The 24,476-nt window shown below is 62.7% G+C and carries 23 protein-coding genes; 16 read left to right on the top strand and 7 right to left on the bottom strand.

Translation table 11 applies throughout. From position 1 onward, the window contains the following. Positions 1 to 19: 19 nt before the first annotated feature. Together IHQ43_RS25855 and IHQ43_RS25850 are read right to left on the bottom strand one after the other, a co-directional pair. Positions 20 to 676 carry a class I SAM-dependent methyltransferase gene (locus IHQ43_RS25855; protein WP_085688014.1) on the bottom strand — a complete coding sequence of 219 codons (657 nt, stop codon included), beginning with the start codon at positions 674 to 676 and terminating at the stop codon, positions 20 to 22. Then, the gene (locus IHQ43_RS25850; RefSeq protein ID WP_115080007.1) at positions 673 to 1,137 is read right to left on the bottom strand and encodes a YbaY family lipoprotein; all 465 of its coding nucleotides are present in this window, start codon (positions 1,135 to 1,137) and stop codon (positions 673 to 675) included. Before IHQ43_RS25850 ends, IHQ43_RS25855 begins: the two co-directional genes overlap by 4 nt. A 128-nt stretch (positions 1,138 to 1,265) precedes the next feature. Here IHQ43_RS25850 and nrdR point away from each other — a divergent pair, with 128 nt between their 5' ends. The 12 genes from nrdR (at position 1,266) to IHQ43_RS25790 (ending at position 9,956) form a co-directional block, all read left to right on the top strand. Further along, positions 1,266 to 1,730 (top strand): transcriptional regulator NrdR, encoded by a 465-nt coding sequence (gene nrdR, locus IHQ43_RS25845; protein ID WP_003228656.1) that lies wholly within the window; start codon positions 1,266 to 1,268, stop codon positions 1,728 to 1,730. After that, entirely contained in the window at positions 1,727 to 2,860 is a 1,134-nt protein-coding gene (gene ribD, locus IHQ43_RS25840) for a bifunctional diaminohydroxyphosphoribosylaminopyrimidine deaminase/5-amino-6-(5-phosphoribosylamino)uracil reductase RibD (protein ID WP_192562555.1), read from the top strand. Before nrdR ends, ribD begins: the two co-directional genes overlap by 4 nt. Before the next feature lie 47 nt (positions 2,861 to 2,907). Then, on the top strand, positions 2,908 to 3,570 hold the full coding sequence (locus IHQ43_RS25835) for a riboflavin synthase (RefSeq protein ID WP_007955571.1): 663 nt from the start codon (positions 2,908 to 2,910) through the stop codon (positions 3,568 to 3,570). A 16-nt stretch (positions 3,571 to 3,586) separates the two neighbouring features. Next, entirely contained in the window at positions 3,587 to 4,678 is a 1,092-nt protein-coding gene (gene ribBA / locus IHQ43_RS25830) for a bifunctional 3,4-dihydroxy-2-butanone-4-phosphate synthase/GTP cyclohydrolase II (RefSeq protein ID WP_007955569.1), read from the top strand. A 91-nt stretch (positions 4,679 to 4,769) separates the two neighbouring features. After that, positions 4,770 to 5,246: a 6,7-dimethyl-8-ribityllumazine synthase gene (gene ribH, locus IHQ43_RS25825; protein WP_003228649.1), complete on the top strand. Its 477-nt coding sequence runs from the start codon at positions 4,770 to 4,772 to the stop codon at positions 5,244 to 5,246. After that, on the top strand, positions 5,243 to 5,743 hold the full coding sequence (gene nusB, locus IHQ43_RS25820; RefSeq protein WP_007955566.1) for a transcription antitermination factor NusB: 501 nt from the start codon (positions 5,243 to 5,245) through the stop codon (positions 5,741 to 5,743). The genes ribH and nusB overlap by 4 nt, the downstream gene beginning before the upstream one ends. 27 nt (positions 5,744 to 5,770) lie before the next feature. Beyond that, positions 5,771 to 6,736 carry a thiamine-phosphate kinase gene (gene thiL, locus IHQ43_RS25815; RefSeq protein WP_192562554.1) on the top strand — a complete coding sequence of 322 codons (966 nt, stop codon included), beginning with the start codon at positions 5,771 to 5,773 and terminating at the stop codon, positions 6,734 to 6,736. Continuing rightward, the gene (locus IHQ43_RS25810; protein ID WP_007910933.1) at positions 6,733 to 7,236 is read left to right on the top strand and encodes a phosphatidylglycerophosphatase A family protein; all 504 of its coding nucleotides are present in this window, start codon (positions 6,733 to 6,735) and stop codon (positions 7,234 to 7,236) included. Before thiL ends, IHQ43_RS25810 begins: the two co-directional genes overlap by 4 nt. A 28-nt stretch (positions 7,237 to 7,264) precedes the next feature. Further along, positions 7,265 to 7,990 (top strand): substrate-binding periplasmic protein, encoded by a 726-nt coding sequence (locus tag IHQ43_RS25805; protein WP_192562553.1) that lies wholly within the window; start codon positions 7,265 to 7,267, stop codon positions 7,988 to 7,990. Between the two features lie 132 nt (positions 7,991 to 8,122). Continuing rightward, positions 8,123 to 8,740 carry a GTP cyclohydrolase II gene (gene ribA / locus IHQ43_RS25800; protein WP_192562552.1) on the top strand — a complete coding sequence of 206 codons (618 nt, stop codon included), beginning with the start codon at positions 8,123 to 8,125 and terminating at the stop codon, positions 8,738 to 8,740. Beyond that, positions 8,737 to 9,156, top strand: a complete 420-nt coding sequence (locus IHQ43_RS25795; RefSeq protein ID WP_192562551.1) for an MFS transporter — start codon at positions 8,737 to 8,739, stop codon at positions 9,154 to 9,156. The genes ribA and IHQ43_RS25795 overlap by 4 nt, the downstream gene beginning before the upstream one ends. Continuing rightward, positions 9,156 to 9,956: a cobalamin-binding protein gene (locus IHQ43_RS25790; protein ID WP_192562550.1), complete on the top strand. Its 801-nt coding sequence runs from the start codon at positions 9,156 to 9,158 to the stop codon at positions 9,954 to 9,956. The genes IHQ43_RS25795 and IHQ43_RS25790 overlap by 1 nt, the downstream gene beginning before the upstream one ends. Positions 9,957 to 10,065: 109 nt before the next feature. Here the strand turns inward: IHQ43_RS25790 and IHQ43_RS25785 are convergent, their stop codons facing one another. The 5 genes from IHQ43_RS25785 to IHQ43_RS25765 all read right to left on the bottom strand — a co-directional run bounded on the left by IHQ43_RS25785 (position 10,066) and on the right by IHQ43_RS25765 (position 16,447). Continuing rightward, the gene (locus IHQ43_RS25785; protein WP_192565065.1) at positions 10,066 to 11,949 is read right to left on the bottom strand and encodes a TonB-dependent receptor domain-containing protein; all 1,884 of its coding nucleotides are present in this window, start codon (positions 11,947 to 11,949) and stop codon (positions 10,066 to 10,068) included. A 156-nt stretch (positions 11,950 to 12,105) separates the two neighbouring features. Next, entirely contained in the window at positions 12,106 to 14,004 is a 1,899-nt protein-coding gene (dxs, locus tag IHQ43_RS25780) for a 1-deoxy-D-xylulose-5-phosphate synthase (RefSeq protein WP_192562549.1), read from the bottom strand. Between the two features lie 91 nt (positions 14,005 to 14,095). Then, the gene (ispA, locus tag IHQ43_RS25775; protein ID WP_192562548.1) at positions 14,096 to 14,983 is read right to left on the bottom strand and encodes a (2E,6E)-farnesyl diphosphate synthase; all 888 of its coding nucleotides are present in this window, start codon (positions 14,981 to 14,983) and stop codon (positions 14,096 to 14,098) included. Further along, entirely contained in the window at positions 14,980 to 15,222 is a 243-nt protein-coding gene (locus IHQ43_RS25770; protein WP_007894317.1) for an exodeoxyribonuclease VII small subunit, read from the bottom strand. Before IHQ43_RS25770 ends, ispA begins: the two co-directional genes overlap by 4 nt. Positions 15,223 to 15,301: 79 nt before the next feature. Continuing rightward, positions 15,302 to 16,447: a Fic family protein gene (locus IHQ43_RS25765; protein WP_192562547.1), complete on the bottom strand. Its 1,146-nt coding sequence runs from the start codon at positions 16,445 to 16,447 to the stop codon at positions 15,302 to 15,304. A 276-nt stretch (positions 16,448 to 16,723) separates the two neighbouring features. On the opposite strand from IHQ43_RS25765, the gene IHQ43_RS25760 reads away from it, so the two are divergent. Genes IHQ43_RS25760 through IHQ43_RS25745 form a run of 4 tightly spaced genes read left to right on the top strand, consistent with a single transcriptional unit; the run spans position 16,724 to position 24,476 of the window. Next, the gene (locus tag IHQ43_RS25760; RefSeq protein WP_192562546.1) at positions 16,724 to 17,515 is read left to right on the top strand and encodes a YfaP family protein; all 792 of its coding nucleotides are present in this window, start codon (positions 16,724 to 16,726) and stop codon (positions 17,513 to 17,515) included. Between the two features lie 51 nt (positions 17,516 to 17,566). Further along, positions 17,567 to 19,279: a DUF2138 domain-containing protein gene (locus tag IHQ43_RS25755; RefSeq protein WP_192562545.1), complete on the top strand. Its 1,713-nt coding sequence runs from the start codon at positions 17,567 to 17,569 to the stop codon at positions 19,277 to 19,279. Continuing rightward, the gene (locus tag IHQ43_RS25750; RefSeq protein ID WP_064382202.1) at positions 19,249 to 19,914 is read left to right on the top strand and encodes a DUF1175 domain-containing protein; all 666 of its coding nucleotides are present in this window, start codon (positions 19,249 to 19,251) and stop codon (positions 19,912 to 19,914) included. The genes IHQ43_RS25755 and IHQ43_RS25750 overlap by 31 nt, the downstream gene beginning before the upstream one ends. Further along, positions 19,911 to 24,476 (top strand): alpha-2-macroglobulin family protein, encoded by a 4,566-nt coding sequence (locus IHQ43_RS25745; protein ID WP_192562544.1) that lies wholly within the window; start codon positions 19,911 to 19,913, stop codon positions 24,474 to 24,476. The genes IHQ43_RS25750 and IHQ43_RS25745 overlap by 4 nt, the downstream gene beginning before the upstream one ends.

The following is a 24,476-nucleotide window of genomic DNA, read 5'->3' as shown; positions in this document are numbered from 1 at the left end:
GAATGGGGCAACTATACGGTCAGGCGCGGGCCGCATGGTAGAGGCTGACATGGCGAAACTCTTCGGGCTCGGCCAGATCCGGCAGGGTCATGGCTTCAAGCATTTCGATGCGCCGGTACAACGGATGACGGAAATCCCGAACCCGGGAATCCGCCACCAGCGCTTCGCGGCCACGGCTCAGGAAAGCGTCGAGCAGCGGCAGGTTTTCCCGGTCATAGAGAACGTCGGCCACCAGGATCAGATCGAAGCGATCCGCCTCGGCGAAGAAGTCCGTGGAATAGCTCATCTGCACATCATTGAGTTCGGCATTCGCCCGACAGGCGGCAATCGCCAGCGGGTCGAGGTCGCAGGCCACCACCTCCAGCGCCCCGGCCTTCACCGCCGCGATGCCGGCGATCCCGGAGCCGGCGCCGAAATCCAGCACCCGCTTGCCCCGAACCCACTCGGGAAACTCCGCCAGATAGCGCGCCACCGCCAGACCGCTGGCCCAGCAGAAGCTCCAGTACGGCGGTTCATGCAGGATTCGTTGGGTTTCTTCCTGGCTGAATTCGCGGGCCATGTTGTCGCCATCGATCAGCCACAGCTGTAAATCGGTGTCCGGCAACGCACAGGCTTTCAGTCGCGCGTCGCCAAGCAGTTCGCCCAGCGACTGTTGCAGGTCTGACGGTGCATTCATGGGGCTTTGACAAATTGCAGCTGGCCCAGCGCCTGGGTGGTCGGCTGAGTGATGGTCTGCGACGGCAGGTGCAGGATCAACTGGCCGGACTGGCTGGCGCGACCGCGCAATTCAACCCGCGCGCCCACCGGGAAAGCGTCGGGGTTGAAGCGCAAATGGAACGGCAGAATCTGGTTGTTGCCGATCAGGCTGGAACTGGCGAGCAATTGTTGCGGGCGATCCTTTTCGTCGATCACCAGCAGCGCCAGTTCGACTTCGGCGCCCGCCGGCACGCCTTGCAGGGTGCCGCTCAGTTCCCGTTGATACGCGGGCAGCGGGCCGAGGTCGGCGGCTTCCCGGGCTTTTTTCTGCGCCTGTTGCGGCGCCGGGCCCGGCGTGGGCGGCTGAGGCTTGGGCGCGTCGCTGCCACAGGCCACCAGCAGGCTGAAAACACTGAGCAAAACGAGCGGTCGTAGGGACATTGGCGGCTCCAGCAAAATGAAATCCATGGATCAAACGATCATGGCAGTCTGTATACCGCAAAGCCTATGGCTTGTCTTGCCACCGGGATGCGCTACCATGGCCCTCCCTTTTTTTGTTGCCAGCCACCATGCACTGTCCCTTCTGCGGTGCCAACGACACCAAGGTCATCGACTCGCGTCTGGTCGCCGAGGGCGAACAGGTGCGCCGCCGGCGTGAATGCCTGGCCTGCGGCGAACGTTTCACGACGTTCGAGACGGCCGAACTGGTGTTGCCGCGCCTGATCAAAACCGACGGCAGCCGCCAACCGTTCGACGAAGAAAAACTCCGCGCCGGCATGCAACGCGCCCTGGAGAAACGTCCGGTGAGCGTCGAGCGCCTCGAATCCTCGCTGGTCCATATCAAACACAAGCTGCGCGCCACCGGCGAGCGCGAGGTCAAGTCCCTCGTGGTCGGCGAACTGGTGATGGCCGAGCTGCAAAAGCTCGATGAAGTCGCCTACATCCGTTTCGCTTCCGTGTACCGCCGCTTCCAGGACCTCAACGAGTTCCGCGAAGAGATCGACCGCCTCGCCCGCGAACCGGTGAAAGAATGACCACCGCCGCCGAGCAGGCCATTCTCGACGCCCGTTTCATGGCCCGGGCCCTGGAGCTGGCACGCAAGGGGCATTACACGACGCACCCCAATCCACGGGTCGGCTGCGTGATCGTGCGCGACGGGCAGGTTGTCGGCGAAGGCTGGCATGAGCGCGCCGGCGAACCCCATGCCGAAGTCCACGCCCTGCGCGCCGCCGGTGAACGGGCCCGGGGCGCCACGGCTTACGTGACCCTCGAACCTTGCAGCCACCACGGCCGCACACCGCCGTGCGCCGATGCGCTGGTGAATGCCGGTGTTGGCCGGGTGGTCGCGGCAATGCGTGACCCGAATCCACAAGTCGCCGGACGCGGTCTGCAGCGCTTGAGCGATGCCGGCATCGCCACCGAAAGCGGCGTGCTGGAAGCCGAAGCCCGCAAGCTCAATCAAGGTTTTCTGAAACGCATGGAACACGGCTTGCCGTTCGTGCGGGTCAAGTTGGCCATGAGCCTCGACGGCCGCACGGCGATGGAAAGCGGCGAGAGCCAATGGATCACCGGCCCTGCTGCGCGTTCTGCGGTACAGCGCCTGCGCGCCCAGGCCAGCGTAGTGCTGACCGGCGCCGACACGGTGCTGGCCGATGGCGCACGCCTGACCGTTCGCGCCGAAGAGCTGGGGCTGGATGCCGAACAAACCGCACTGGCCCTGAGCCGTCCGCCGCTGCGGGTGCTGATCGACGGACGTCTGCGAGTGCCGCTGGATGCACCGTTCTTCAAGGCCGGTCCGGCGCTGGTCGCCACCTGCGTGGCCATCGAAGAACAGTACGCTCACGGTCCGGAGTGTCTGATCGTGCCGGGTGATGACGGTCAGGTCGATCTGCATCAATTGCTGATCGAACTGGCCAACCGTGGCGTCAATGAAGTGCTGGTCGAGGCCGGTCCGCGACTGGCCGGCGCGTTTGCCCAGCTCGGTCTGGTCGACGAGTTCGTGATCTTCATCGCCGGCAAGTTCCTCGGCTCCACGGCGCGTCCGCTGCTGGACTGGCCGCTGACCTACATGAAGGAAGCGCCGGAGCTGAAAATCACTGAAATTCGCGCGGTTGGCGATGACTGGCGAGTCACTGCAATCCCTGTCCCATCGGCGAGCGTATAATTCCCGGCCATCGTGTTAGCGCTGGCTTCGTTCTCAAGGAGAACCCCATGTTTACCGGCATCATCGAATCCATCGGCAGTATCCGCGCACTGACCCCAAAGGGCGGTGATGTGCGGGTGCATGTCGAAACCGGCAAGCTCGACCTGAGCGACGTCAAACTCGGCGACAGCATCGCGGTCAACGGCGTGTGCCTGACCGCGGTTGAGCTGCCGGGCAACGGCTTCGCCGCCGACGTCAGTCGCGAAACCCTCGACTGCACCGCCATGAATGACCTGAAAAGCGGCAGCCCGGTCAACCTGGAAAAAGCCCTGACCCCGACCACCCGTCTCGGCGGCCATCTGGTCAGCGGTCACGTCGACGGTGTCGGCGAAGTGGTCTCGCGCAGCGACAATGCCCGCGCCGTGGAATTTCGCATCCGCGCGCCGAAAGAGCTGGCCAAATACATCGCCCACAAAGGCTCGATCACCGTCGACGGCACCAGCCTGACCGTGAACGCGGTCGATGGCGCCGAATTCCTGCTGACGATCATCCCGCACACCCTGAGCGAAACCATCATGGCGTCGTACAAGCCAGGTCGCCGGGTGAACCTGGAAGTCGACTTGCTGGCGCGTTATCTGGAGCGTCTGCTGTTGGGCGACAAGGCTGCAGAGCCAACGTCCGGTGGCATCACTGAAAGCTTTCTGGCCGCCAACGGCTACCTCAAATCCTGACTGAAGGGGGTGCCTTGTGGCGCTCAATAGCATCGAAGAACTGGTTGAAGACATCCGCCAAGGCAAGATGGTCATCCTCATGGATGACGAAGACCGCGAGAACGAAGGCGACCTGATCATGGCCGCCGAATGCTGCAAGGCCGAGCACATTAACTTCATGGCCAAGCACGCCCGTGGCCTGATCTGCATGCCGATGAGCCGCGAGCGCTGCGAAACCCTGAAGCTGCCGCTGATGGCGCCGCGTAACGGCTCCGGCTTCGGCACCAAGTTCACCGTCTCGATCGAAGCCGCCGAAGGCGTGACCACCGGCATCTCCGCCGCCGACCGCGCACGCACCGTGCAAGCGGCCGCTGCGAAGGACGCGAAAGCCGAAGACATCGTCAGCCCGGGCCACATCTTCCCGCTGATGGCCCAGGCCGGTGGCACCCTGGCCCGCGCCGGTCACACTGAAGCCGCCTGCGACCTGGCGCGCATGGCCGGTTTCGAGCCGAGCGGCGTGATCTGCGAAGTGATGAACGACGACGGCACCATGTCCCGTCGCGCCGAACTGGAAGCCTTCGCGGCTGAACACGACATCAAGATCGGCACCATCGCCGACCTGATTCACTACCGGATGATCCACGAACGTACCGTTCAGCGGATTGCCGAGCAGCCACTGGACAGCGAACTGGGCCAATTCAACCTGGTGACCTATCGTGATTCCGTGGAAGGCGACGTGCACATGGCACTGACCCTGGGCACCGTTTGCGCCGAAGAACCGACCCTGGTTCGCGTACACAACATGGACCCGCTGCGCGACCTGCTGATGGTCAAGCAACCGGGTCGCTGGAGCCTGCGCGCCGCCATGGCTGCGGTGGCCGAGGCCGGCAGCGGTGTGGTGTTGCTGCTCGGTCATCCACTGGACGGCGACGTGTTGCTGGCGCACATCCGCGAAACCGGCGATCAGGCGGCGGTGAAAAAACCGACCACCTACAGCATCGTCGGTGCCGGTTCGCAGATCCTGCGTGACCTCGGCGTGCGCAAAATGCGCTTGATGTCTGCGCCGATGAAGTTCAATGCGATATCCGGTTTCGATCTGGAAGTTGTAGAATACGTGCCCTCCGAATAATGACCGGTTGTTTCCGGCCCCGTATTCGCGGCAAATAAATCACTGAGGGACGCGAAACAGACGCGTCCCGGCTCTTTAAGAGATCTGACGAATGACCCTGAAGACCATCGAAGGTACCTTCATCGCCCCTAAAGGCCGCTACGCTTTGGTAGTGGGCCGCTTCAACAGCTTCGTGGTTGAAAGCCTGGTCAGCGGTGCAGTTGATGCCCTGGTTCGCCACGGCGTGAGCGAAAGCGACATCACCATCATCCGCGCACCTGGCGCCTTCGAAATCCCGCTGGTTGCGCAGAAAGTCGCCCAGAAAGGCGAGTTCGCAGCAATCATCGCCCTGGGCGCGGTCATTCGTGGCGGCACTCCGCACTTCGAATACGTGGCTGGCGAATGCACCAAGGGCCTGGCCCAGGTGTCCATGGAGTTCGGCGTACCGGTCGCTTTCGGCGTCCTGACCGTTGATTCCATCGAGCAAGCCATCGAACGTTCCGGCACCAAGGCCGGCAACAAAGGTGCTGAAGCTGCCCTGTCCGCTCTGGAAATGGTCAGCCTGCTGGCGCAGTTGGAGGCCAAGTGATTAGCGACGAAAGCGATCGTTTCAACCCGCGCGATCCGAAACCTGCGGATGCCGGCAAACCATCGAAAAGCGCCAAGCGCCGCGAAGCCCGTCAGCTCGCGACCCAGGCCCTGTATCAATGGCACATGGCTCGGCAGTCGTTGAACGAGATCGAAGCGCAGTTCCGGGTCGATAACGATTTCACCGATGTCGACGGTGCTTACTTCCGCGAAATCCTGCACGGGGTTCCGCAGTTCAAGACCGAAATCGACAACGCGCTCACGCCTTGCCTGGACCTGGCGATCGAAGAGCTGGACCCGGTTGAACTGGCGGTTCTGCGCCTGTCCACCTGGGAACTGCTCAAGCGCGTCGATGTGCCGTACCGCGTTGTGATCAACGAAGGTATCGAACTGGCCAAGGTGTTCGGTTCGACCGACGGCCACAAGTTCGTCAACGGCGTGCTCGACAAGCTGGCTCCGCGCCTGCGTGAAGCTGAAGTGAAGGCGTTCAAGCGCTGATCCGCGCTTGAATACTTTTTCTCGGCCATGGGCGAGTTTGAGCTGATCCGCAATTTCTTCGCCGCCGCGCCTTGTGCGCAGGGCGGCGAAGGCGTTGCACTGGGGATCGGCGACGACTGCGCCTTGCTGGCGGTTCCTTCCGGGGAACAGCTGGCGGTTTCCACCGATACGCTGGTGGCCGGCGTGCATTTCGCCGATCCCTGCGATCCGTTTCTGCTCGGTCAGCGCTCGCTGGCCGTGGCGGTCAGCGACCTCGCTGCCATGGGCGCCACGCCCGTTGCCTTTACCCTTGCCTTGACCTTGCCGACGGTGACCGCCGATTGGCTGCAAGCCTATGCCCGCGGTTTGAACCGAATGGCGCAGGGCTGCGGCGTGGCACTGGTCGGCGGCGATACCACGCGCGGGCCGTTGAGCCTGACCGTCACCGTGTTCGGCCGCGTCCCGGCCGGCAAAGCGCTGACCCGCAGCGGCGCGCAGCCGGGCGATCTGCTGTGTGTCGGCGGCGAACTGGGCAATGCCGCCGGCGCTTTGCCGCTGGTGCTGGGTCAGCGTGACGCCGAACCCCATATCGCCCAGCCGCTGCTCGATCATTATTGGTCGCCACAACCGCAACTTGCCCTCGGTCAGGCCCTGCGTGGCAAGGCCACCTCGGCGCTGGACATCTCCGATGGCTTGCTCGCCGACTGTGGTCACATTGCACTGGCTTCGAAGGTTCGTCTTGAAGTCGAACGCGAGCGTGTTCCGTTGTCGGATGCGCTGGTGGCGTTTCTCGGTCAACGCGGCGCCGAACGTGCGGCGTTGAGCGGTGGCGATGATTACGTGCTGGCCTTCACCCTGCCGTCCGTCGAGTTGCCGGCGTTGCTCGCCGATGGCTGGCCGGTCCATGTGATCGGCCGCGTGACGCCGGGGCAGGGCGTGGTGCTGCTGGATCGCGACGGGCATGATATCACCCCGCAAATCCGGGGTTACCAACATTTTCAGGAGTCACCGTGACAGATCACCCGAAACAGGTTCCGGCCGAATTCGTTCCGCCGTCGGTCTGGCGCAATCCCTGGCATTTCCTCGCGTTCGGCTTCGGCTCGGGCACCTTGCCCAAGGCCCCGGGCACCTGGGGCTCGTTAGTTGCGCTACCCTTTATTCCGTTGTGGCAGATGCTGCCCGACTGGGGTTACTGGCTGATGCTCGGGATCACCATGCTGTTCGGCTTCTGGCTGTGCGGCAAAGTGGCCGACGATCTGCGGGTACACGACCACGAAGGCATCGTCTGGGACGAAATGGTCGGGATGTGGATCACCCTGTGGCTGGTGCCGGAAGGCTGGTACTGGTTGCTCGCCGGGTTTTTGGTGTTCCGCTTCTTCGACATTCTCAAGCCGTGGCCGATCCGCTGGATCGACCGGCATGTTCACGGCGGCGTCGGCATCATGCTCGACGACGTGCTGGCCGGCGTATTCGCCTGGCTGGCGATGCAGGGACTGGTGTGGATTTTCGCCTGATTTCCAGGCGTGGATGAGGGACACAGGGATGACTCGACGCTGGTTGGCGATAGTGTTTTTGACCTTGCTTGGCGCCATGGCCCAGGCACAGGACGCGCCGCCGTCGGTCATTCACCTGGCCAGCGAAGAGTGGGAAGACTACACCGCCGCCGACGGCCATGGCCTGGGCTGGGACGTGTTGCGCAAAGTCTTCGAGCCGGCCGGCGTCACCCTGGATATTCGCACCGTGCCCTACACCCGCTCGGTGGGGCTGGTGCAGTTGAAGGAAGCCGACGCACTGGTCGGCTCCTACCGCGGTGAAGCCGAGCAGGTGCTGTACCCGAAATGGAATTTCGATTCCGACCACATCTACGCGCTGGGTCTTGCCAGCAATCCATCGCCGACCCAGGCGACGCTGGGCAAATACCGACTGGCCTGGGTGCGCGGCTATCGCTACGAAACCTATTTGCCGAACGTCAAACGCTTCAACCAGATCGAGCGCCGCACCGGCATCCTGTCGATGCTCAAACAGGGGCGGGCGGATTACTACATCGATGCGCTGACGGAAATCGAAGCGGTGGTGAGAAACGCCGCCGATCCGTCGCAGTACCGTTACTCGCATCTGGCTGAATTGCCGCTGTACCTCGGATTCGCCGACACCCCGCAAGCCCGCGCACTGATGTCGATCTACGACCAGCGCATGGAACAACTGGTGAAAAGCGGCGAGTTGAAGCCGATCTTCGAGCGCTGGAAACAGCCGTATCCCTTCGAATGAGCGCGATAAGGGCGGGCCTGTTATCAAACTTTTTGATAGTTATCCTCGATAATTCAGCCTAAGCGCCTGCGGGAACCTGCTGTTACAATGCCGCCCAGCGAATCTCGGACTTTTCAGATCAGGAGCACACCGGTGCCTGTCGTTTTTGTCGCCGCTTCCAAGCTGCCAACGCCTTTTGCGCAATTCACCATGCACGGTTTTCTCGATGAAGCCACCGGCCGCGAGCACGTCGTGCTGAGCCTGGGTGAGATTGCCGACGGTGCCCCGGTACTCGGCCGTATGCACTCCGAATGCCTGACCGGCGATGCCTTGTTCAGCCAGCGTTGCGACTGCGGTTCGCAACTCGAAGGCGCCCTCAAGGCCATCGCTCGCGAAGGCCGTGGCGTGTTGCTGTACCTGCGTCAGGAAGGGCGCGGCATCGGTCTTTTGAACAAGATCCGTGCCTACGAATTGCAGGATGGCGGTGCCGATACCGTTGAAGCCAACGAGCGTCTGGGCTTTGCCGCCGACCAGCGTGACTACGCCATGTGCCTGCCGATGCTCGAACATCTGGGCGTCAAATCCCTGCGCCTGATGACCAACAACCCGCGCAAGGTCAAAGCCTTGACCGACATGGGCATCGTCGTCGCCGAGCGCGTGCCGCTGCACACCGGCCACAACCCGCACAACAAACTCTATCTGGCAACCAAGGCCAGCAAGCTCGACCACATGATGGGCAACGAGCATCAGGGCGAGGTAGACCGGGCGTGACCCGCGGGCAAGTGCGGCGCCGTCTGTCGATCGCCTGGTGGAAATACCTGGCGCTGGCGCTGGTGCCGCTGTTCGTGATCAACGGTGTGTTCGGCCAGGGCGAGGCGATTCTGCCGGTGCTGGCGATGCCTTTGTTTATCGCTGGCGTGGCCTCGATGTTTGTCAGCCTGAAGTTTTTCGGGCGCTACAAACATGCGTTGATCGCCACGCAAAAAGCCCTCGATACCCCTGAAGAACCTGCTGCCTGGATCGCCCTGGCGGCCTGCCTTCGCAGTGCATTCGTGGTCGCGGCGCTGCCGGCATGGATTGGCGCGCTGGCGGTGTTCGTCGGCCTTGAAGCGGTGCCGCTGATGTTGCTGGCACTGTCCACGGCGGTGCTGTTCTACCTCTACCGTATCCCGCGTCAACTCGCTTGATGCGTCGTTTCTGGCTGGCGGTTCTGCTGCTGGCCGTCAGCGGTGAAACGCTGGCCGCCCTGCGGGTGGTCAGCCTCGCGCCATCTTTGTCTGAAATCGTTGTCGAGCTGGATTCGGCGGATTTGCTGGTCGGTGTGCTGGATGCCGGTGAGCGGCCATCCGCGATCAAGGATGTGCCTTCGGTGGGCCGCTACGGCCAGCTCGACATGGAACGGCTGCTGAGCCTCAAACCCGATTTGTTGCTGTTATGGCCCGGCAGTGTCGGCCCGGCCCAGCGCGACCAGCTCAAGCGCTTGAACATCCTGACTTTCGTTGCCGAGCCCCACAGCCTCGAACAGCTGACCGCGCAGATTGAAGCCATCGCGGCACAGCTTGGTCGTCCTGAGCGTGGAATCGAACGGGCCAGCGAGTTGCGACAAAACCTAGATAAGCTACGCCAGCGTTACCGGCGGGAAACGCCGCTGCGGGTGTTCTATCAGGTCTGGGACAAGCCGCTGTACACCGTCGGTGGCGGGCAGATCATCAGCGATGCGCTTGAGGTGTGCGGCGCGCGCAATGTGTTTGCCGACCTGAGGCTGCCGGCGCCGCAGGTGAGCATCGAAGCGGTTTTACAGCGTGATCCCGAAGTGATTCTGGCCGGCGATCAGCCGCAACTGGATGCGTGGAGCGCGTGGCCGCAGGTGGCAGCGGTCAAGCACGGGCAATTGCTGCTGGTCACCGATAAAGGCCTGGAGCGCCCGAGCGGGCAGATGATCGAGGCGACTGCCAAGCTCTGCCAGCTGATTGCGCCCGACCGCTGAGACCTCGGCGTCTATTTCGCGAGCAAGCTCGCTCCCACAGGGATCACGCTGAACCTGTGGGAGCGAGCTTGCTCGCGATGAGGTCCGTCAGATCAGCGGAAGTTCTGGATCAGAGCTGCGGCGTCCAGGTCACCCCGAACATGAACGTCCGACCTTCTTCGCGATAGCCATACTGACTGCCGTCGTGGCTGTACAGCGCTCGGCTGTAACCCTTGTCCAGCAGGTTATCGACCTTGAAATCCAGCTTGATCTCACGGTTCAGCGCCCAGCTGCTGCGCAGTCCGAGCAGTGCATAACCACCCAATGGTTGCTGATTGTTCAGATCGTCGTAACTGCTGCTGACGGCCTGCCAACTGGCGCCGAGGCCAAGGCGATCGAACTGTCGGTCCAGATCCCAGCTCAAGGTGCGACGTGCACGACGTGCCAGGGTGTGGCCGGTGTCGCGGTCGCGGGGATCGATGATCGCTACGCCGAGGTTGCTCTGCCAGCCGAACAGCTCCTGCTTCAGCGCTGCTTCGAAGCCGTTGATCCGCGCCGAGGCGACGTTTTCCGGGCGTGAGTTGCTGCCGAAGATGATCGCGTCTTCCAGATCGGTCCGGTACAGCGAGGCTTCGAGGCGAGTGCTGTCGCTCAACTGGCTGCGCCATTGCAGCTCGTAGCTTTTCGAGGTTTCCGGTTTCAGGTCGGGGTTGCTGAAATCCGGGTAATACAGATCGTTGAAGGTCGGCGCGCGGAAGCCTTCGCTGTAGCTGAGCAGCAGATCGTTGTCCGGGTTGACCGGCAACGTCAGCGTGCCGCTCCAACTGTTCTGGCCGCCAAATTGCTGGTTGTCATCGCGACGCAGGCCCAGTTCGGTGGAGAAGCTGTCGGCCTGATAACGATGCTGGATAAACGCAGCGCGGTTCCAGCGGCTGTCTTCGTCGAACGCGGTGCTGCTGTTGATCCGGTCCTCGTACCAGTCGCCGCCAAGGATCAGGCTATTGCGCGCATCCAGCGTCAGGTCGTTCTGCCAGGTCACCGAATCCCGGTAGGTGTTGAACACCGAGCGTTCGTCGCTGAGCTTGTCGAAGGACTTCTCGCGATTTTCGCTGTGGCCGAGTTCCAGGCGCGACTTCCAGCGCTCGTTGATCCGCGCGTCGATGTAACTGCTGAAACTGCTGACGGTGAAATCGCTGTACGGTTGCTGCTGGAGGGAGTCGAAGGTCACCGGGTCAAAGCGCCCGAACGGGTTGTCGAACTCGCTTTTGCCACGGTTATCCAGCAGATTGGCGCCGACTTCGATGTCATCGCTCAGCGCATGGCTGAGGCTCAGACTGATGGATTTGTTGCGGTAGGCGTCATGATCGCTGTCGCTGGGATACGACTCGTGGGTGCGGTCGAGGCCGGCGGTTTCATCGAGGCTGGCGCCGAGGTTGAAACGGGTTTTCTCGTCACCGCCGGATAGGCCGACGCTGCGTTCCCAGGTCTGATTGCTGCCGAATCCGACATGCATCCGAGGCTGCAAGCCCTGATCGCCACCGCGCCGGGTGAAGATCTGGATCACCCCGCCAATCGCATCGCTGCCATAAATCACCGAACGCGAACCGCGCAGCACTTCCACGCGCTCGATCTGCTCGATGTTGAGGTGTTGCAGATTGCTGTCGCCGGACGTCGAGTTGCCGATGCGCTGACCGTCGACCAACACCAGGCTCTGCGCCGATTGCGTGCCGCGAATGTAGATCCCCGGAAGACTCCCGCGTCCGCCGGTTTGCGCCACTTGCACACCCGGCACCCGTTGCAGCAGATCGGTGACGCTGCGCGGTTGCAGGCGTTCGATGTCTTCGCGGGTGAACACGGTGTTGGCGGCGCTGCTGTCGTTGCGTGCTTCGACCTGGCGGTTGGCGCTGATCAGCATGTCCGGCAGTTTCAGGGCCTGATCGCGTTCGAAATTGTCGGCAAGGGAATTGGCGGAGGGCAGCAGCAGGAGGGGCAGGGCGAGGCGCGAGAGGTTCATCGGCAGTCCGTAGGTCTTTCGGGTGTACACAAAATTTCTGGCAACACAAAGCACTGTGGGAGCGGGCTTGCCCGCGATGAGGTCGGCACAGTCAACATTGATGTTGGATGTGCCGAAGCCATCGCGGGCAAGCCCGCTCCCACAGGGACGGTGTGCTTACTTGTTCAGCAGTTCCAGGCGCTCACGCACCGCCGCTTCGATCCCGGCCTCATCCAGCCCGCACTCGGCCAGCATCTGCGCCGGTTTGGCGTGCTCGACGTAAACATCCGGCAAGCCCAGGTGCAGCACCGACTTGAGGATGTTCTCGCGGGCGAGGAATTCGCTGACCGCGCCACCGGCGCCGCCCATGATTGCGTTCTCTTCGATGGTCACCAGCAGGTCGTGGCTGTTGGCGATCTCGCGCACCAGCGCTTCGTCCATCGGTTTGACGAAACGCATGTCGACCACGGTCGCGTCCAGCGTCTCGGCGACTTTCAGGGCTTCGGCCATTTGCACGCCGAACACCAGCAGGGCGACCTTGCTGCCCTGACGACGGACCACACCCTTGCCGATCTCGATCGGTTCGAGAACTTTCTCGATGATCGCGTTCGGGCCGGTACCGCGTGGGTAACGCACCGCCGCCGGGCCGTTGTACAGGTGACCGGTGGTGAGCATCTTGCGCAGTTCGTTTTCATCGCTCGGGGTCATGATCACCATGCCCGGAATGCAGCGCAGGAACGACAGGTCGAAGCTGCCGGCGTGGGTCGGGCCGTCTTCGCCCACCAGACCGGCGCGGTCGATGGCGAACAGCACGTCGAGGTTCTGTACCGCGACGTCATGCACCAACTGGTCGTAACCGCGTTGCAGGAACGTTGAGTAGATCGCCACCACCGGTTTTGCGCCTTCGCAGGCCATGCCGGCCGCGAGGGTCACGGCGTGTTGCTCGGCAATTGCCACGTCGAAGTAGCGCAGCGGGAAACGCTCGCTGAACGCCACCAGATCCGAGCCTTCCTTCATCGCCGGGGTGATACCCACCAGGCGCGGGTCGGCAGCGGCCATGTCGCACAGCCATTCACCGAACACACCGGAATACTTCGGCCCGCCAGCCTTCTTCGGCGCAGCGGCCGGGGCGCCCAGCGGTTCGAGCTTGGTGATGGCGTGGTAACCGATCGGGTCGACTTCCGCCGGGGCGAAGCCTTTGCCTTTCTTGGTGACGATGTGCAGGAACTGCGGGCCTTTCAGATCGCGCATGTTGCGCAGCGTGGCGATCAGGGTCGGCAGGTCGTGGCCATCGATCGGGCCGATGTAGTTCCAGCCCAGCTCCTCGAACAGGGTGCCGGGGACCAGCATGCCTTTGGCATATTCTTCAGTGCGGCGGGCGATTTCCCAGGCGCCAGGCAGGCGCGACAGCACTTTTTTGCTGCCTTCACGCATGCTCGCGTAGGTGCGGCTGGAAAGGATCTTCGCCAGATAGTTCGACAGCCCGCCGACGTTGCGCGAGATCGACATGTCGTTGTCGTTGAGGATCACCAGCATGTTGGCGTCGACTTCCGGCGCGTGGTTCAGTGCCTCGAACGCCATGCCGGCGGTCAGTGCGCCGTCACCGATCACGGCAATCGCCTTGCGATCGCTGTTCTGCAGGCGGGCGGCGATGGCCATGCCCAGCGCGGCGCTGATCGAGGTGCTGGAATGACCCACGCCGAACGTGTCGTACTCGCTCTCGGAGCGGCGCGGGAAGGCCGCGATGCCGTCCTTCTGGCGCAAAGATTCCATGCGCTCGCGCCGACCGGTGAGGATCTTGTGCGGATAGGCCTGATGACCGACGTCCCACACCAGCCGGTCGTCCGGGGTGTCGAAAACGTAATGCAACGCGATAGTCAGCTCGATGACGCCCAGCCCGGCACCGAAATGCCCACCGGTCTGGCCGACCGTGTAGAGCAATTCCAGGCGCAACTCATCAGCCAGGGTTTCCAGCTCGGCTTCGCCTAACCGGCGCAGGCCGTCCGGCGTGTTAGCGCGGTCGAGCAGGGGCGTGGTCGGGCGCTTGCGGGGAATCTCATGAAACGTCGTGGGCATCAGGCGAATCGTTATAGGTATAAAAGATGCGGCAGTTTACCTGATGCATCGCCCCCTGCCCACGCGTTGGTCTTTTTTGGCAGATAAGCCTTCAGTTGCGCCGGTCGACGATATACCGGGCCAGATCGCGCAACGGCTCGGCAGCCGCGTCAAACGGTCGCAGCGCGTGCAGGGCCTGATCGCGCAGTTCCAGCGCGTAAGCCTTGGCCGCGTCCAGACCGAGCAGGGCCGGGTAGGTCGGCTTGTCGCGGGCGATGTCGGCGCCCTGGCGTTTGCCGAGGGTTTCGGTATCGCTTTCGACGTCGAGGATGTCGTCCTGCACCTGGAATGCCAGGCCGATGGCCTGTGCATAAGTCTGCAGGGCCTTGAGTTCATCTTTCTCGGCACGGCCGCTGGCAAGGGCGCCGAGCTTGACGCTGACTTCGATCAGTGCGCCGGTCTTGTGCCGGTGCATCTGTTCGAGGGCTTTCTGATCGAGCTTCAGACCGACCGAGCCAAGGTCGATGGCCTGACCGCCGACCATGCCGGCCGGGCCTGCTGCGTGCGCCAGCGCCGTGACCTGTTGCAGGCGGATACCCGCGCTCAGGTCGCTCAGACGCGGGTCGAGCAGGGCGCTGAACGCCAGGCTCTGCAAGCCGTCACCGGCGAGGATTGCGCAGGCTTCGTCGAATTTCTTGTGGGTGGTTGGCTGGCCGCGACGCAGATCGTCGTCGTCCATCGCCGGCAAATCGTCGTGCACCAGCGAATACGCATGGATCAGCTCAACCGCACACGCCGCGCCGTTGGCCTGTTCGGCCTTGCCGCCGAGGGCTTCGCATGCCGCGTAGGCCAGCAGCGGACGCACGCGTTTGCCGCCGTTCATCACGCTGTAGCGCATGGCTTCATAGAGGCGCGCCAGTTCTGGCAGCGGGGCGTTGAACAGGGTTTCCAGTGCCGCGTTAACGCGCGCCTGGCTGGTGGCCGAATACGCTGCAATCATTCTGGCTGATCCGCGTCGAAGGGTTCCTCGGCGAGTTCGCCATCGCGCTCCAGCAATACCTGAACCTTCTGCTCGGCCTGGGCCAGCGCCGCCTGGCAGTCACGGGTCAGGCCGATGCCCTGCTCGAAAGCGGTCAGCGAGTCTTCCAGCGACAATTCACCGTTCTCCAGACGCTCCACCAGCGTTTGCAGGTCGGCGAGGGACTGTTCGAAATCCAGTGCAGCTTTTTTGCGGGCCATGGCGGCTAATTCCGGTTGACGTTAAACCGGCGCGACACTAGCAGATAGGGGGGGTATGGGCAAATGAGCGGCGCCTGGATTAGCCCGCGGATTTGCCTGGAAAACTGATCTGATAGCGCGTGCTGCGCCCACCGCCGGGCAAGCGTTCGAGACATCCCTTTTCCATCAGATCCGCCAGATGTCGGGTCGCCGTCGCCTTGGAGACTTTTGCCACGGCCTGATACTGCGCCGCACTGATACGGTGCTCGAAACCGCGTTCACCACCGTCGAGCAGGCGGTTGAGCACTTTGATCTGCTCCACCGACAGCTCGGATTCCCGATGCGTTTGCCAGAAGCGTGACTTGCCCAGAACGCCTTCAATCCGCGCAATGGCCTGTTGCAGGCTGCGCAGCAAGGTTTGCAGGAACCATGCGAGCCAGTCGGTGATGTCCATTGTGTCTTTCTGGCTGGATTCGAGAATCCGGTAATAGCCCGCACGATCATCGAGAATGCTGGCGGACATCGCATAAAAACGAATCGCCTGCGCTTCGCCCTGAGCCAGTGCCAGATCGGTGAGCGTGCGGGTAAGACGGCCGTTGCCGTCATCGAACGGGTGCAAAGTGACGAACCAGAAGTGCGCGATACCGGCTCGCAGTAAAGGATCGAGGCCTGCCTGATGCTGACTGGCGTCAAACCATTTGAGAAAACTGTCGAGTTGTCGCTCAAGCCCTTGTCGCGGTGGCGCCTCGAAATGCACGGTCGGGCGGTCGATTCGCCCGGAAACCACCTGCATTGGCTCATCGCCGCGTAGAGCGCCGACATTGATTGCTCGCGAAAGGAAACCACTTTCCTGTTCTGGAAACAGCCATGAGTGCCATTCCAGCAATCGTTCCAGCGTCAGCGGTTCGGCAAAACGTTGAGTAGCATCGAGCATCAGTTGCGCGAGCCCCTCGCTGCGCTTGCTGACTTTGTCGCCATCCGGTGATTCCAGCCCCAGGCGCCGAGCCAGTGAAGATCGCACGGATCCGACATTCAACTGCTCACCCTCGATGGCCGAGGAGGTCACGATGTTCTGCAGCAACGCGTCCAGCTCAGTCTGAGCGCTCAGTGAATTGCCCACTGATCCCGCCATGCCCATCAATTGTCCCTGCGCCTGAACGCATTCGCGCAACAGCGCAGTGAGACGCGCTGCCTGCCAGTTGAAGTCGGGCCAATCGGGCTGCTGCCAGATCCAGTGAGTTGCCATGAAATGCCGTTCCTGAGTGCGTGAGCCGAATAGAAACGGTATTCGGCTCATTTTGTGAGCCGAATATGACGCCTATTCGGCTCATCGTCCACTGGACGCCGTGATTCCCACCGCAAATCCACATGTATCCGATTGTTAAAAAACTGCCGAATCGCTAACCTTCGCGCCTTCTACGACCCGACAGTCACGGGTCTTTCAGACGAAACGCAGTTTTCAGCGCTGTGAAGTACCGAGGATCGGGTGCAAGGTTTCGTCAGGCATGGCAGGAGGCATCACATGCGTTCATTTCTTTTGCTGCTGATCGGGTTGGCCTGCGCGCCCGCGCTGCTGGCGGCGCCGAGCGCGGAGTTGTCGGAGCCGGTGGGTGGCTGGCGCTATCACGGGCTGCTCGATCGCACGGAAAACCCGCAGGTCGCCTATCCCACGCCGCCCATTGATCGCGGCATCCAGCGCAATCGCACGATGATCCAGGGCCAGCTCAAGGCGATCGGGCATTTGCGTCCGCCGCACAGCCTGGCGGTGAATGGCAATCCTCTGAATCTGTACACCGACGACGATGGGCGTTTCGCCCGGCCGTATGCGTTTGGCGCCGGTTCCAACAGCGTCGAAGTGATCAGCGCCGACGGCCAGTCGCTCAAGCGCGTTCAATTCTACGAAGCCAACAATTTGCGCACGCCGGCGCGGATCCGCGTGGTGCTCGGTTGGGACGACCCTGAAGCCGAACTCGACCTGCACGTCATTACGCCTGACGGCCAGCACGCCTTCTGGGCGCGTCCGGCGATGAGCAACGGCGGTGGTCTTGATCCGGATGGCGTCGATGGCCCCGGCCCGGAAATGTTCACCATGACCGCGCCGCTGCACGGCACCTATCTGGTTTACGTCAACTATTGGGGCAACTTCGGTAACGGCGGCTATAACTTCGAGGAGACCAGCAACCAGAACGAGGTCATCACCTCGCAAATCACGCTGGTGCTCAACGAAAACACCGTCGACGAAAAACGCGAAACGTTCATCGTGCCCCTGCGGGCCATCGGTGATCTGCTGCTGGTCAAGACTTTCAACTATTAAGCATCCCGCACCACGGATGAACTGCCGAGCTTTGGGAACATGAGCGAGAAGATGAGCGATAACACTGCGACCCCGGCTACCGATGCGCCCGCCGCCAAACCTTCCCGGCGCTGGCCGTTGCTGGCGGTCGGGCTGTGCCTGGTGGCCGGCGTGGCGGGCGGGCTCGGCTGGCTGATGCACAAGCCGAAGGCGCCGCCGGCGGAACTGGCCAGCGACAAGCTCGGCCTGAGCCGCCCGGACGCGCTGCTCGAAACCCGCTCCCTGAGCCAGTTGCCCAAGGACCTGCTGACGGTGCCGTTCCTCAAGGCCACGCTGACCGAGGATTTCGTCTTCTATTACGAAACCCACGCCGATCGCCTCGGGTTGATCGGCAGTCTGCGGCGGATCATCTACGAGCATGACCTGAAGCTGCAGGACAGCCTGATCGAACAGCTTTTCGATCAACCGGCAGACGTGGCGTTGTGGCGTGGCGCCGATGGTCGGCTGAAGGATTTTCTGTTGGTGATGGATCGCGGCGGGCTGGCCAAAGTGCTGGAGCCGCTGGCGAAAGTCGCGCTGGATGATTCGCAACTGAGCGTGTTCAGCACCCTGAAAGTCAGCGGCGATGAAGTGCCGCTCTATCAACTGACCTACAACGCCGGTAAATCCCTGTTGTTCGCCTCCCGTGGCGACAAACTGGTAGTGCTGTCCAACCCGACCAAATTCTACGACCCGGAAAGTGGCGCTTCCGAAGAGTCCGGTCACGTCTCGCCGCAAGCGCTGGCGGCGCTGCTCAACGGTGAAAAACTGTTCCCCGAAGCGTTCGGGCTCACGGCCAAAACACCTGAAACCAAACAGCGTCTGTCGGTCAATTCCAGCGTCCTGGCCATGGGTTATCAGCGTTTCATTCCGAATTTCGCCGGCCTGCGCTTCGACATGGACGACAAGGGCTGGCACAGCTATCTCGCCATGGACGAGCTGGAGAACCAACCGGACTTCGATTTCAAACCGGTCTGGCAAGCCATGCCGCTGGGCGCCAGTGCCTGCGTGACCCTGCCGGTGGCCGCCGAGCCGCAGAAACCGTTGCTGGTGAAACTCGGCGCCGAAGAAGCCGTGGCGCAGAAACTCACCGAACACGTGGCCGGCGCGGCGGGCCTTTGCTGGTACGCCGATTCGCGGCTGTACACGCCACTGCTGGTGGCCAGTCTGAACGACGAAGACAACGGCAAACTCGACGCGGATATCGGCACGCTGTTCGATTCGATGGTCGGCGCCTACGAAGGCAAGGTCGACGAGCACGCGTTCCCGGTGGTCGAGAAACAGGAAGGCCAGAGCCATCTCTGGCAGCGTCAGGTCAGCTCCAACTTCGGCCCGTACGCGGCCAAGGATGCAGAAGATCCGGACGCGATCACCGGTCGTGCCTTCATGAAAGTCAGCCTGGCGCGCCACGGTTCGACGCTGTTGTTTTCCCTCGACGACAAACTGGTCGACAAGGCTCTCGGTACCCTCGACAAACGCTTCCCGCCGATGGCCGACGTACTGCCGAAAGACGTGCTGATGCCGGTCTACTTCGGCCCGGATTCGATGGCGCAATTGATCCAGCAGGAAACCCTCGACAGCCTGCCGCAGGACATGGAACCGGTGTTCTACAACGCCGCGCAAACCTACCTGATCCCGAAACTGCGCACCCTCGGCGGCATGGGCAAATACGCCCTGACCCTGCCCGAAGGCAGCGAGCCCGACGGTCACTGGCAATGGCTGCCGCTGGAGTGGAAAGCGCTGTGACTGGACTGATTCGCAGCCTTGGCTTGCTGGCGCTGTTGCTCAGCGCCGGCGCCCGAGCCGTTGAGGCGCCGGCCCTCGATCCGCAGCAGTCCCAGGTCTTTCGCGCCTGGTTCGTGCGCATCGCTCAGGAACAGTTGAGCAAAGGCCCGAGCCCGCGCTGGTACCAGCAGGACTGCGCCGGGCTGGTGCGTTTCGCCGCCAACGAAGCGCTGAAAGTCCACGACGATAAATGGCTGCGCAGCAATGGCGTGTCCAATCGCTACCTGCCGCCGGAGCTGGACCTGAGCGCCGATCAGCGCAAGCTCGCCCAGCAGTGGCAGCAGGGCGGCGGCAAGGTCGGGCCGTACGTCAACGCGATCAAACTGATTCAGTTCAACAGCCATCTGATCGGACGCGACGTGTCTCAGGCACGGCCCGGCGATCTGATGTTTTTCGATCAGGGCGACGACCAGCACCTGATGATCTGGATGGGCCGCTACATCGCCTATCACACCGGCACGACCACCCCCACTGACAACGGCATGCGTTCGGCAAGCCTGCAGCAACTCATGACATGGAAGGACACCCGATGGATACCCGACGCAGCCAACCCCAACTTCATCGGCGTCTATCGACTGAACTTTCTCTCCCAATGACCGGTGCCCGCATGCTGCGTTTACTGCCTTTTCTGTTGCTGTTAGCCCTGCCATTTTCGGCCGTGAATGCCGAAGACACCGTGGAGCCAAGCGGCTACACGCCGGTGTCCGGTGAAAGCTTTTTCCTGCTGGCCGACAGCAGTTTTGCAAGCGACGAACAGGCGGTGGTTCGCCTCGAAGCACCGGGCCGTGACTACCGTCGTTTCCGCATGGAACCGTACGGCGGCGCCGACATTCGCGTGTACAAGATCGACAAGCCGCTGGACTTCCTCAAGCGCCAGAAGAACCTGCACCGCGTGGTCAGTGACGGCCAGTTCAAGGGCGAAGGCCTGTCGAACACCCTCGCGTACCTGTGGGACAACTGGTACCGCAAATCCCGTCGGGTGATGCAGCGTGCGTTCTCCTATGAGTCGCGCCAGCAAGTCACCGAGGAAGTGCCGGAACTGAAGATGGGCAACGCCATCGCCGCGCCGACGCCTTACGACGCGCAGCCGCAATTCGCCCTGATTCCAGGCCTGCCGGTGGTCAGTCAGTTCCGTTATCCGCTGTGGCAAGCCAAGCCGATTCAGCCGCCGGCCGGGGTCAATCTGGCCGGGTCTTCCAGCGAGTTTGTCAGCGTCGCGCCGGGTAACGTCTACATCCCGTTGGGCAACCTGAAGCCGGGCCTGTATTTGGTCGAAGCGCTGATCGGCAAGTACCGCGCGACCACCATGGTTTTCGTTTCCAACACCGTGGCGGTGAGCAAGATTGCCGGTGATGAATTGCTGGTGTGGGCTGCGCGCAAACACGAAGGCAGCTCGGTGCCGAAGGTCAATGTGCTGTGGACCGACGGCCTCGGCGTGATGAGCAGTGGCGCCACCGATACCGATGGTCTGCTGCGCCTGAAACACGTCAGCCCGGAGCGTTCGTTCGTCATTGGCGAAGACGAAGAGGGCGGCGTATTCGTCTCGGAAAACTTCTATTACGACAGCGAAATCTACGACACCAAACTCTACGCCTTCACCGACCGGCCGCTGTATCGTCCGGGTGATTGGGTGTCGCTGAAAATCGTCGGCCGCGAATTCAAGAACGCGCGAGATTCGGTATTGCCGGGCGCGGCGGACGTCAATGTCAGCGTGCTTGATGCGACCGGTACCGAGCTGCAGCGACTTGATCTGAAGCTCGATTCGAAGGCCGGCACCCAGGGCCGTTTCCAGTTGCCGGACAACGCGGTGGCCGGTGGTTATGAGCTGCGTTTCAATTACAAGGATCAGGCTTACAGCAGCGCGTTCCGTGTGGCGGAGTACATCAAGCCACACTTCGAAATCTCGCTGAACCCGGCCAAGCAGGATTACCGCACCGGCGAACCGGTGAAGGGCAGCCTGGTGCTGCTGTACCCGGACGGCAAACCAGTGGCCAACGCCAGACTGACCCTGAGTCTGCGCGCCCAGCAACTGTCGATGGTCGACAACGAACTGCAATACCTCGGGCAATTCCCTGTGGAACTGACCAGCACCGAACTGACCACCGACAGCAAGGGCAACGCGACCCTCGACCTGCCGGCCGCCGACAAGCCGAGCCGCTACATGCTCACCGTGTTTGCCAGTGATGGCGCTGCGTATCGGGTCAAGACCACCAAGGAAATTCTCATCGACCGGGGCGCTGCCAGCTTCCGTCTGAGCGCGCCGCAGCGCTTCAGCGCGGTCGGTGACAAGGTCGCGTTCAGCTACGCCAACGAGGGCGGCAGCCAACAGGCGCAGGCCGTTGTGCCGAGCAGCTACAGTTGGGTTCGACTCGAAGACCAGACCACCGGCGAAGGCAAACTGGCGGCGAAGGACAAAGGCTTCAGCGTGGCCTTCGAGCGTCCGGGCACCTACAACCTGTCGCTGAAAGATCAGCACGGCCGAGTGCTTGGTGCGACCGGTCATTCGGTCACTGGCGACGGCGTCAAGGCAGTGCCGGGCACCGTGGAAATCGTCCTCGACAAACCCGAGTACAAGGCCGGCGACGAAGCGCTGGCGCTGATCACTTTCCCCGAACCAGTCAGCGATGCACTGCTGTCGCTGGAGCGCGACAAGGTCGAAGCCACTGCGCTGCTGGCCAAGGGCGGCGACTGGCTGAAACTGGAAAAACTCAGCGACACCCAATACCGCGCACGCATCCCGGTGAAGGACAATTTCGCGCCGAACCTGACATTCTCGGTGCTCTACACCAAGGGCGGTCAGTACAGCTTCCAGAACGCCGGGATCAAGGTTGTCGCGCCGCAGATCGACGTGGCGATCAAGACCGACAAAGACACCTATCAACCGGGCGATACCGTGACGGTCGATCTGACCACACAGTTCGCCGGCAAAGCGGTGCCGGCGCACCTGACGGTCAGCGTCGTGGATGAAATGGTCTACGCGCTGCAACCGGAAGTCGCGCCGACCATCGACCAGTTCTTCTACCACCCGCGCCGCAACAACGTGCGCACCAGCGCCAGCCTGTCGTTCATCAGCTACGACGTGGCGTTACCGGGCAGCCCCGGTGCACCGGGCAAGGCCAACCGCAGCGAACGCGGGGTGAAAGTGCTGGAGCGGCCGCGCCGCGAAGACGTCGACACCGCCGCGTGGCAGCCAGAGTTGCTGACCGATGCCGAGGGCAAGACCCGTTTCACCTTCAAGATGCCGGACTCGCTGACCCGCTGGCGCATCACCGCGCGGGCGATTGCCGATGACGGTCGGGTCGGGCAGAAGAAGCAGTTCGTGCGCTCGGAAAAACCGCTGTACCTGAAGTGGAGCGGGCCGAGCAAATTCCGCAAGGGCGATCAGCCGCAACTCGGCGTATTCGCCTTCAGCCAGGCCGAGAAACCGGTCAAGGCTGAACTGGTGACGCACTACGCCGGCGCCGAACAGCGTTTGCCGGTGACCCTCAACAACGGCATCAACTACCTGCCGCTGCCAGCGTTCGCCTTGGCCACCGGCGAGTGGACGGCCGAGCTGGTGCAGGACGGCAAAACCGCCGACGCCCTGGCTGTGCGCCTGACCGCGACCGGTGAAGGCTGGCAAGTGACGCAGACCCAGAGCCTCGACGTGGCCAGCGGCGACACGCCGCTGAGCCTGCCGGCAGACGCCACCGACATTCGCCTGCGTCTGGATGACAGCCCGCAAGCGCTGTTCCGTTCGGCCCTCGACGATCTGCTCAGCTATCCGTACGGAGGCGTCGAGCAGACCGCCAGTCGCTTGCTGCCCCTGAGCATCGCCTATCCGTCGCTGGCGTCGAGCCCGCAGATCCGCGACCGCTTGCGCCTGATCATGCAGAACAGCCGTCTGCGTCTGGTGCAAATGGCCGGGCCGTCGGCGAGCTTCACCTGGTGGGGCTTCGACGGCGAGCCGGATGCGTTCCTCACCGCTTACGCCTATTACGCCGACTGGAACGCCAGTCAGGTGCTGGATCTGACCCTGCCGCCGGAGCACTGGCAGCGGGTGCTGGAGGTCTACGCCAAGCAGGCACCGAACACGCCATTGCTGCAACGGGCGCTGATCCTGTCGTTCGCCAAGCAGATGCATCTGCCGGTCAACACGTTGCTCAGCGGTTTGATGGAGGATCTGGCCAAGGCCGGGGAAGGCAATGCCGAAACCCTGATGGACGATGGCGAAGACAGCCTGGTGATGAGCGATCCGGATTCGGCGCTCGGTCTGGCGGCGGCGCGGGTGTTGACCGCATCGCTGGCCACGCAGTCGAAAGTCGCTTTGCCGGACGCGTTCAATCGTCAGTTGGGCGCTGCGCAACAGCGTTTGGCCGTCAGCTCTCAACCGTTTGCCGAAGCGCTGAACCTGTCGTTGCAACCGTTCGATCAGGCTCGTGCGACGGCGTTGCTGCAACGTCTGTTGCCGCAGCAATCGACGCTCGAACGTGCGCTGGCGCTGACCTGGCTGCAACGCAGCATCGCTCAGGCCTCGCCGACCATCGCGCTGGCACCGGGCGATGGCTGGAAGAAAAACTACGGCGCGACCGGCGAGATGTACTGGACGTGGCAGGGTGCTGCGCCGGTGCCGAGCGTGTTGTCGGTGTCGGGCACTCAGGAGCGTCCGTTGCGTGCGGCGCTGAGCTTCCAGACCCAGCAACCGGCAATTGATCCGATGGCGGTGACCATCACTCGTCGCCTGTCGCGTCTGGTGCCGGGTGATGAAGCGTTCACCTTCAAACTGGAGCCGGTCGGCAGCAAACCGTTGTCCAGCGACAGCCTGTATCTGGACGAAGTGATCCTCACCAGCAAGGCACCAAAACCGCTGCGCTACGGCATGCTCGAAGTGCCGCTGCCGCCGGGCGCGGATGTCGAGCGCACCACGTGGGGCATCAAGTTGCAGGGCAAGGACGGCACCGAGCCGACCGCATTGGAGAAGGCACGTTTCGAACCGGGCCAACTGGCCTACGCGGTGCCGGTGGATGCGCTGAGCGGTGAATTGCGTCTGCGGCATCTGGTGCGCTTCTCGCAGAAGGGCCAGTTCAACCTGCCGCCGGTGCGTTTCACTCAGGTCTACGCGCCGCAACATCAGGCCCGGGAGGCGAAAGCCGCCCTCGGTCAGGTCACGGTCAACTGA

This window comes from Pseudomonas gozinkensis, from assembly GCF_014863585.1.
GTDB classification, from domain to species: domain Bacteria; phylum Pseudomonadota; class Gammaproteobacteria; order Pseudomonadales; family Pseudomonadaceae; genus Aquipseudomonas; species Aquipseudomonas gozinkensis.
This window is presented reverse-complemented; position numbering and strand designations above follow the sequence as displayed.

Coding starts and splice junctions, on each gene's coding strand:
- IHQ43_RS25785 (WP_192565065.1), bottom strand. CDS start 11,949: ATGAACCTCTCGCGCCTCGCCCTGCCCCTCCTGCTGCTGCCCTCCGCC.
- IHQ43_RS25765 (WP_192562547.1), bottom strand. CDS start 16,447: ATGGCAACTCACTGGATCTGGCAGCAGCCCGATTGGCCCGACTTCAAC.
- IHQ43_RS25855 (WP_085688014.1), bottom strand. CDS start 676: ATGAATGCACCGTCAGACCTGCAACAGTCGCTGGGCGAACTGCTTGGC.
- ispA (WP_192562548.1), bottom strand. CDS start 14,983: ATGATTGCAGCGTATTCGGCCACCAGCCAGGCGCGCGTTAACGCGGCA.
- IHQ43_RS25805 (WP_192562553.1), top strand. CDS start 7,265: ATGACTCGACGCTGGTTGGCGATAGTGTTTTTGACCTTGCTTGGCGCC.
- IHQ43_RS25750 (WP_064382202.1), top strand. CDS start 19,249: ATGGCTGCCGCTGGAGTGGAAAGCGCTGTGACTGGACTGATTCGCAGC.
- IHQ43_RS25835 (WP_007955571.1), top strand. CDS start 2,908: ATGTTTACCGGCATCATCGAATCCATCGGCAGTATCCGCGCACTGACC.
- IHQ43_RS25745 (WP_192562544.1), top strand. CDS start 19,911: ATGACCGGTGCCCGCATGCTGCGTTTACTGCCTTTTCTGTTGCTGTTA.
- IHQ43_RS25790 (WP_192562550.1), top strand. CDS start 9,156: ATGCGTCGTTTCTGGCTGGCGGTTCTGCTGCTGGCCGTCAGCGGTGAA.
- IHQ43_RS25850 (WP_115080007.1), bottom strand. CDS start 1,137: ATGTCCCTACGACCGCTCGTTTTGCTCAGTGTTTTCAGCCTGCTGGTG.
- nrdR (WP_003228656.1), top strand. CDS start 1,266: ATGCACTGTCCCTTCTGCGGTGCCAACGACACCAAGGTCATCGACTCG.
- IHQ43_RS25755 (WP_192562545.1), top strand. CDS start 17,567: ATGAGCGATAACACTGCGACCCCGGCTACCGATGCGCCCGCCGCCAAA.
- IHQ43_RS25760 (WP_192562546.1), top strand. CDS start 16,724: ATGCGTTCATTTCTTTTGCTGCTGATCGGGTTGGCCTGCGCGCCCGCG.
- ribH (WP_003228649.1), top strand. CDS start 4,770: ATGACCCTGAAGACCATCGAAGGTACCTTCATCGCCCCTAAAGGCCGC.
- IHQ43_RS25770 (WP_007894317.1), bottom strand. CDS start 15,222: ATGGCCCGCAAAAAAGCTGCACTGGATTTCGAACAGTCCCTCGCCGAC.
- ribD (WP_192562555.1), top strand. CDS start 1,727: ATGACCACCGCCGCCGAGCAGGCCATTCTCGACGCCCGTTTCATGGCC.
- thiL (WP_192562554.1), top strand. CDS start 5,771: ATGGGCGAGTTTGAGCTGATCCGCAATTTCTTCGCCGCCGCGCCTTGT.
- dxs (WP_192562549.1), bottom strand. CDS start 14,004: ATGCCCACGACGTTTCATGAGATTCCCCGCAAGCGCCCGACCACGCCC.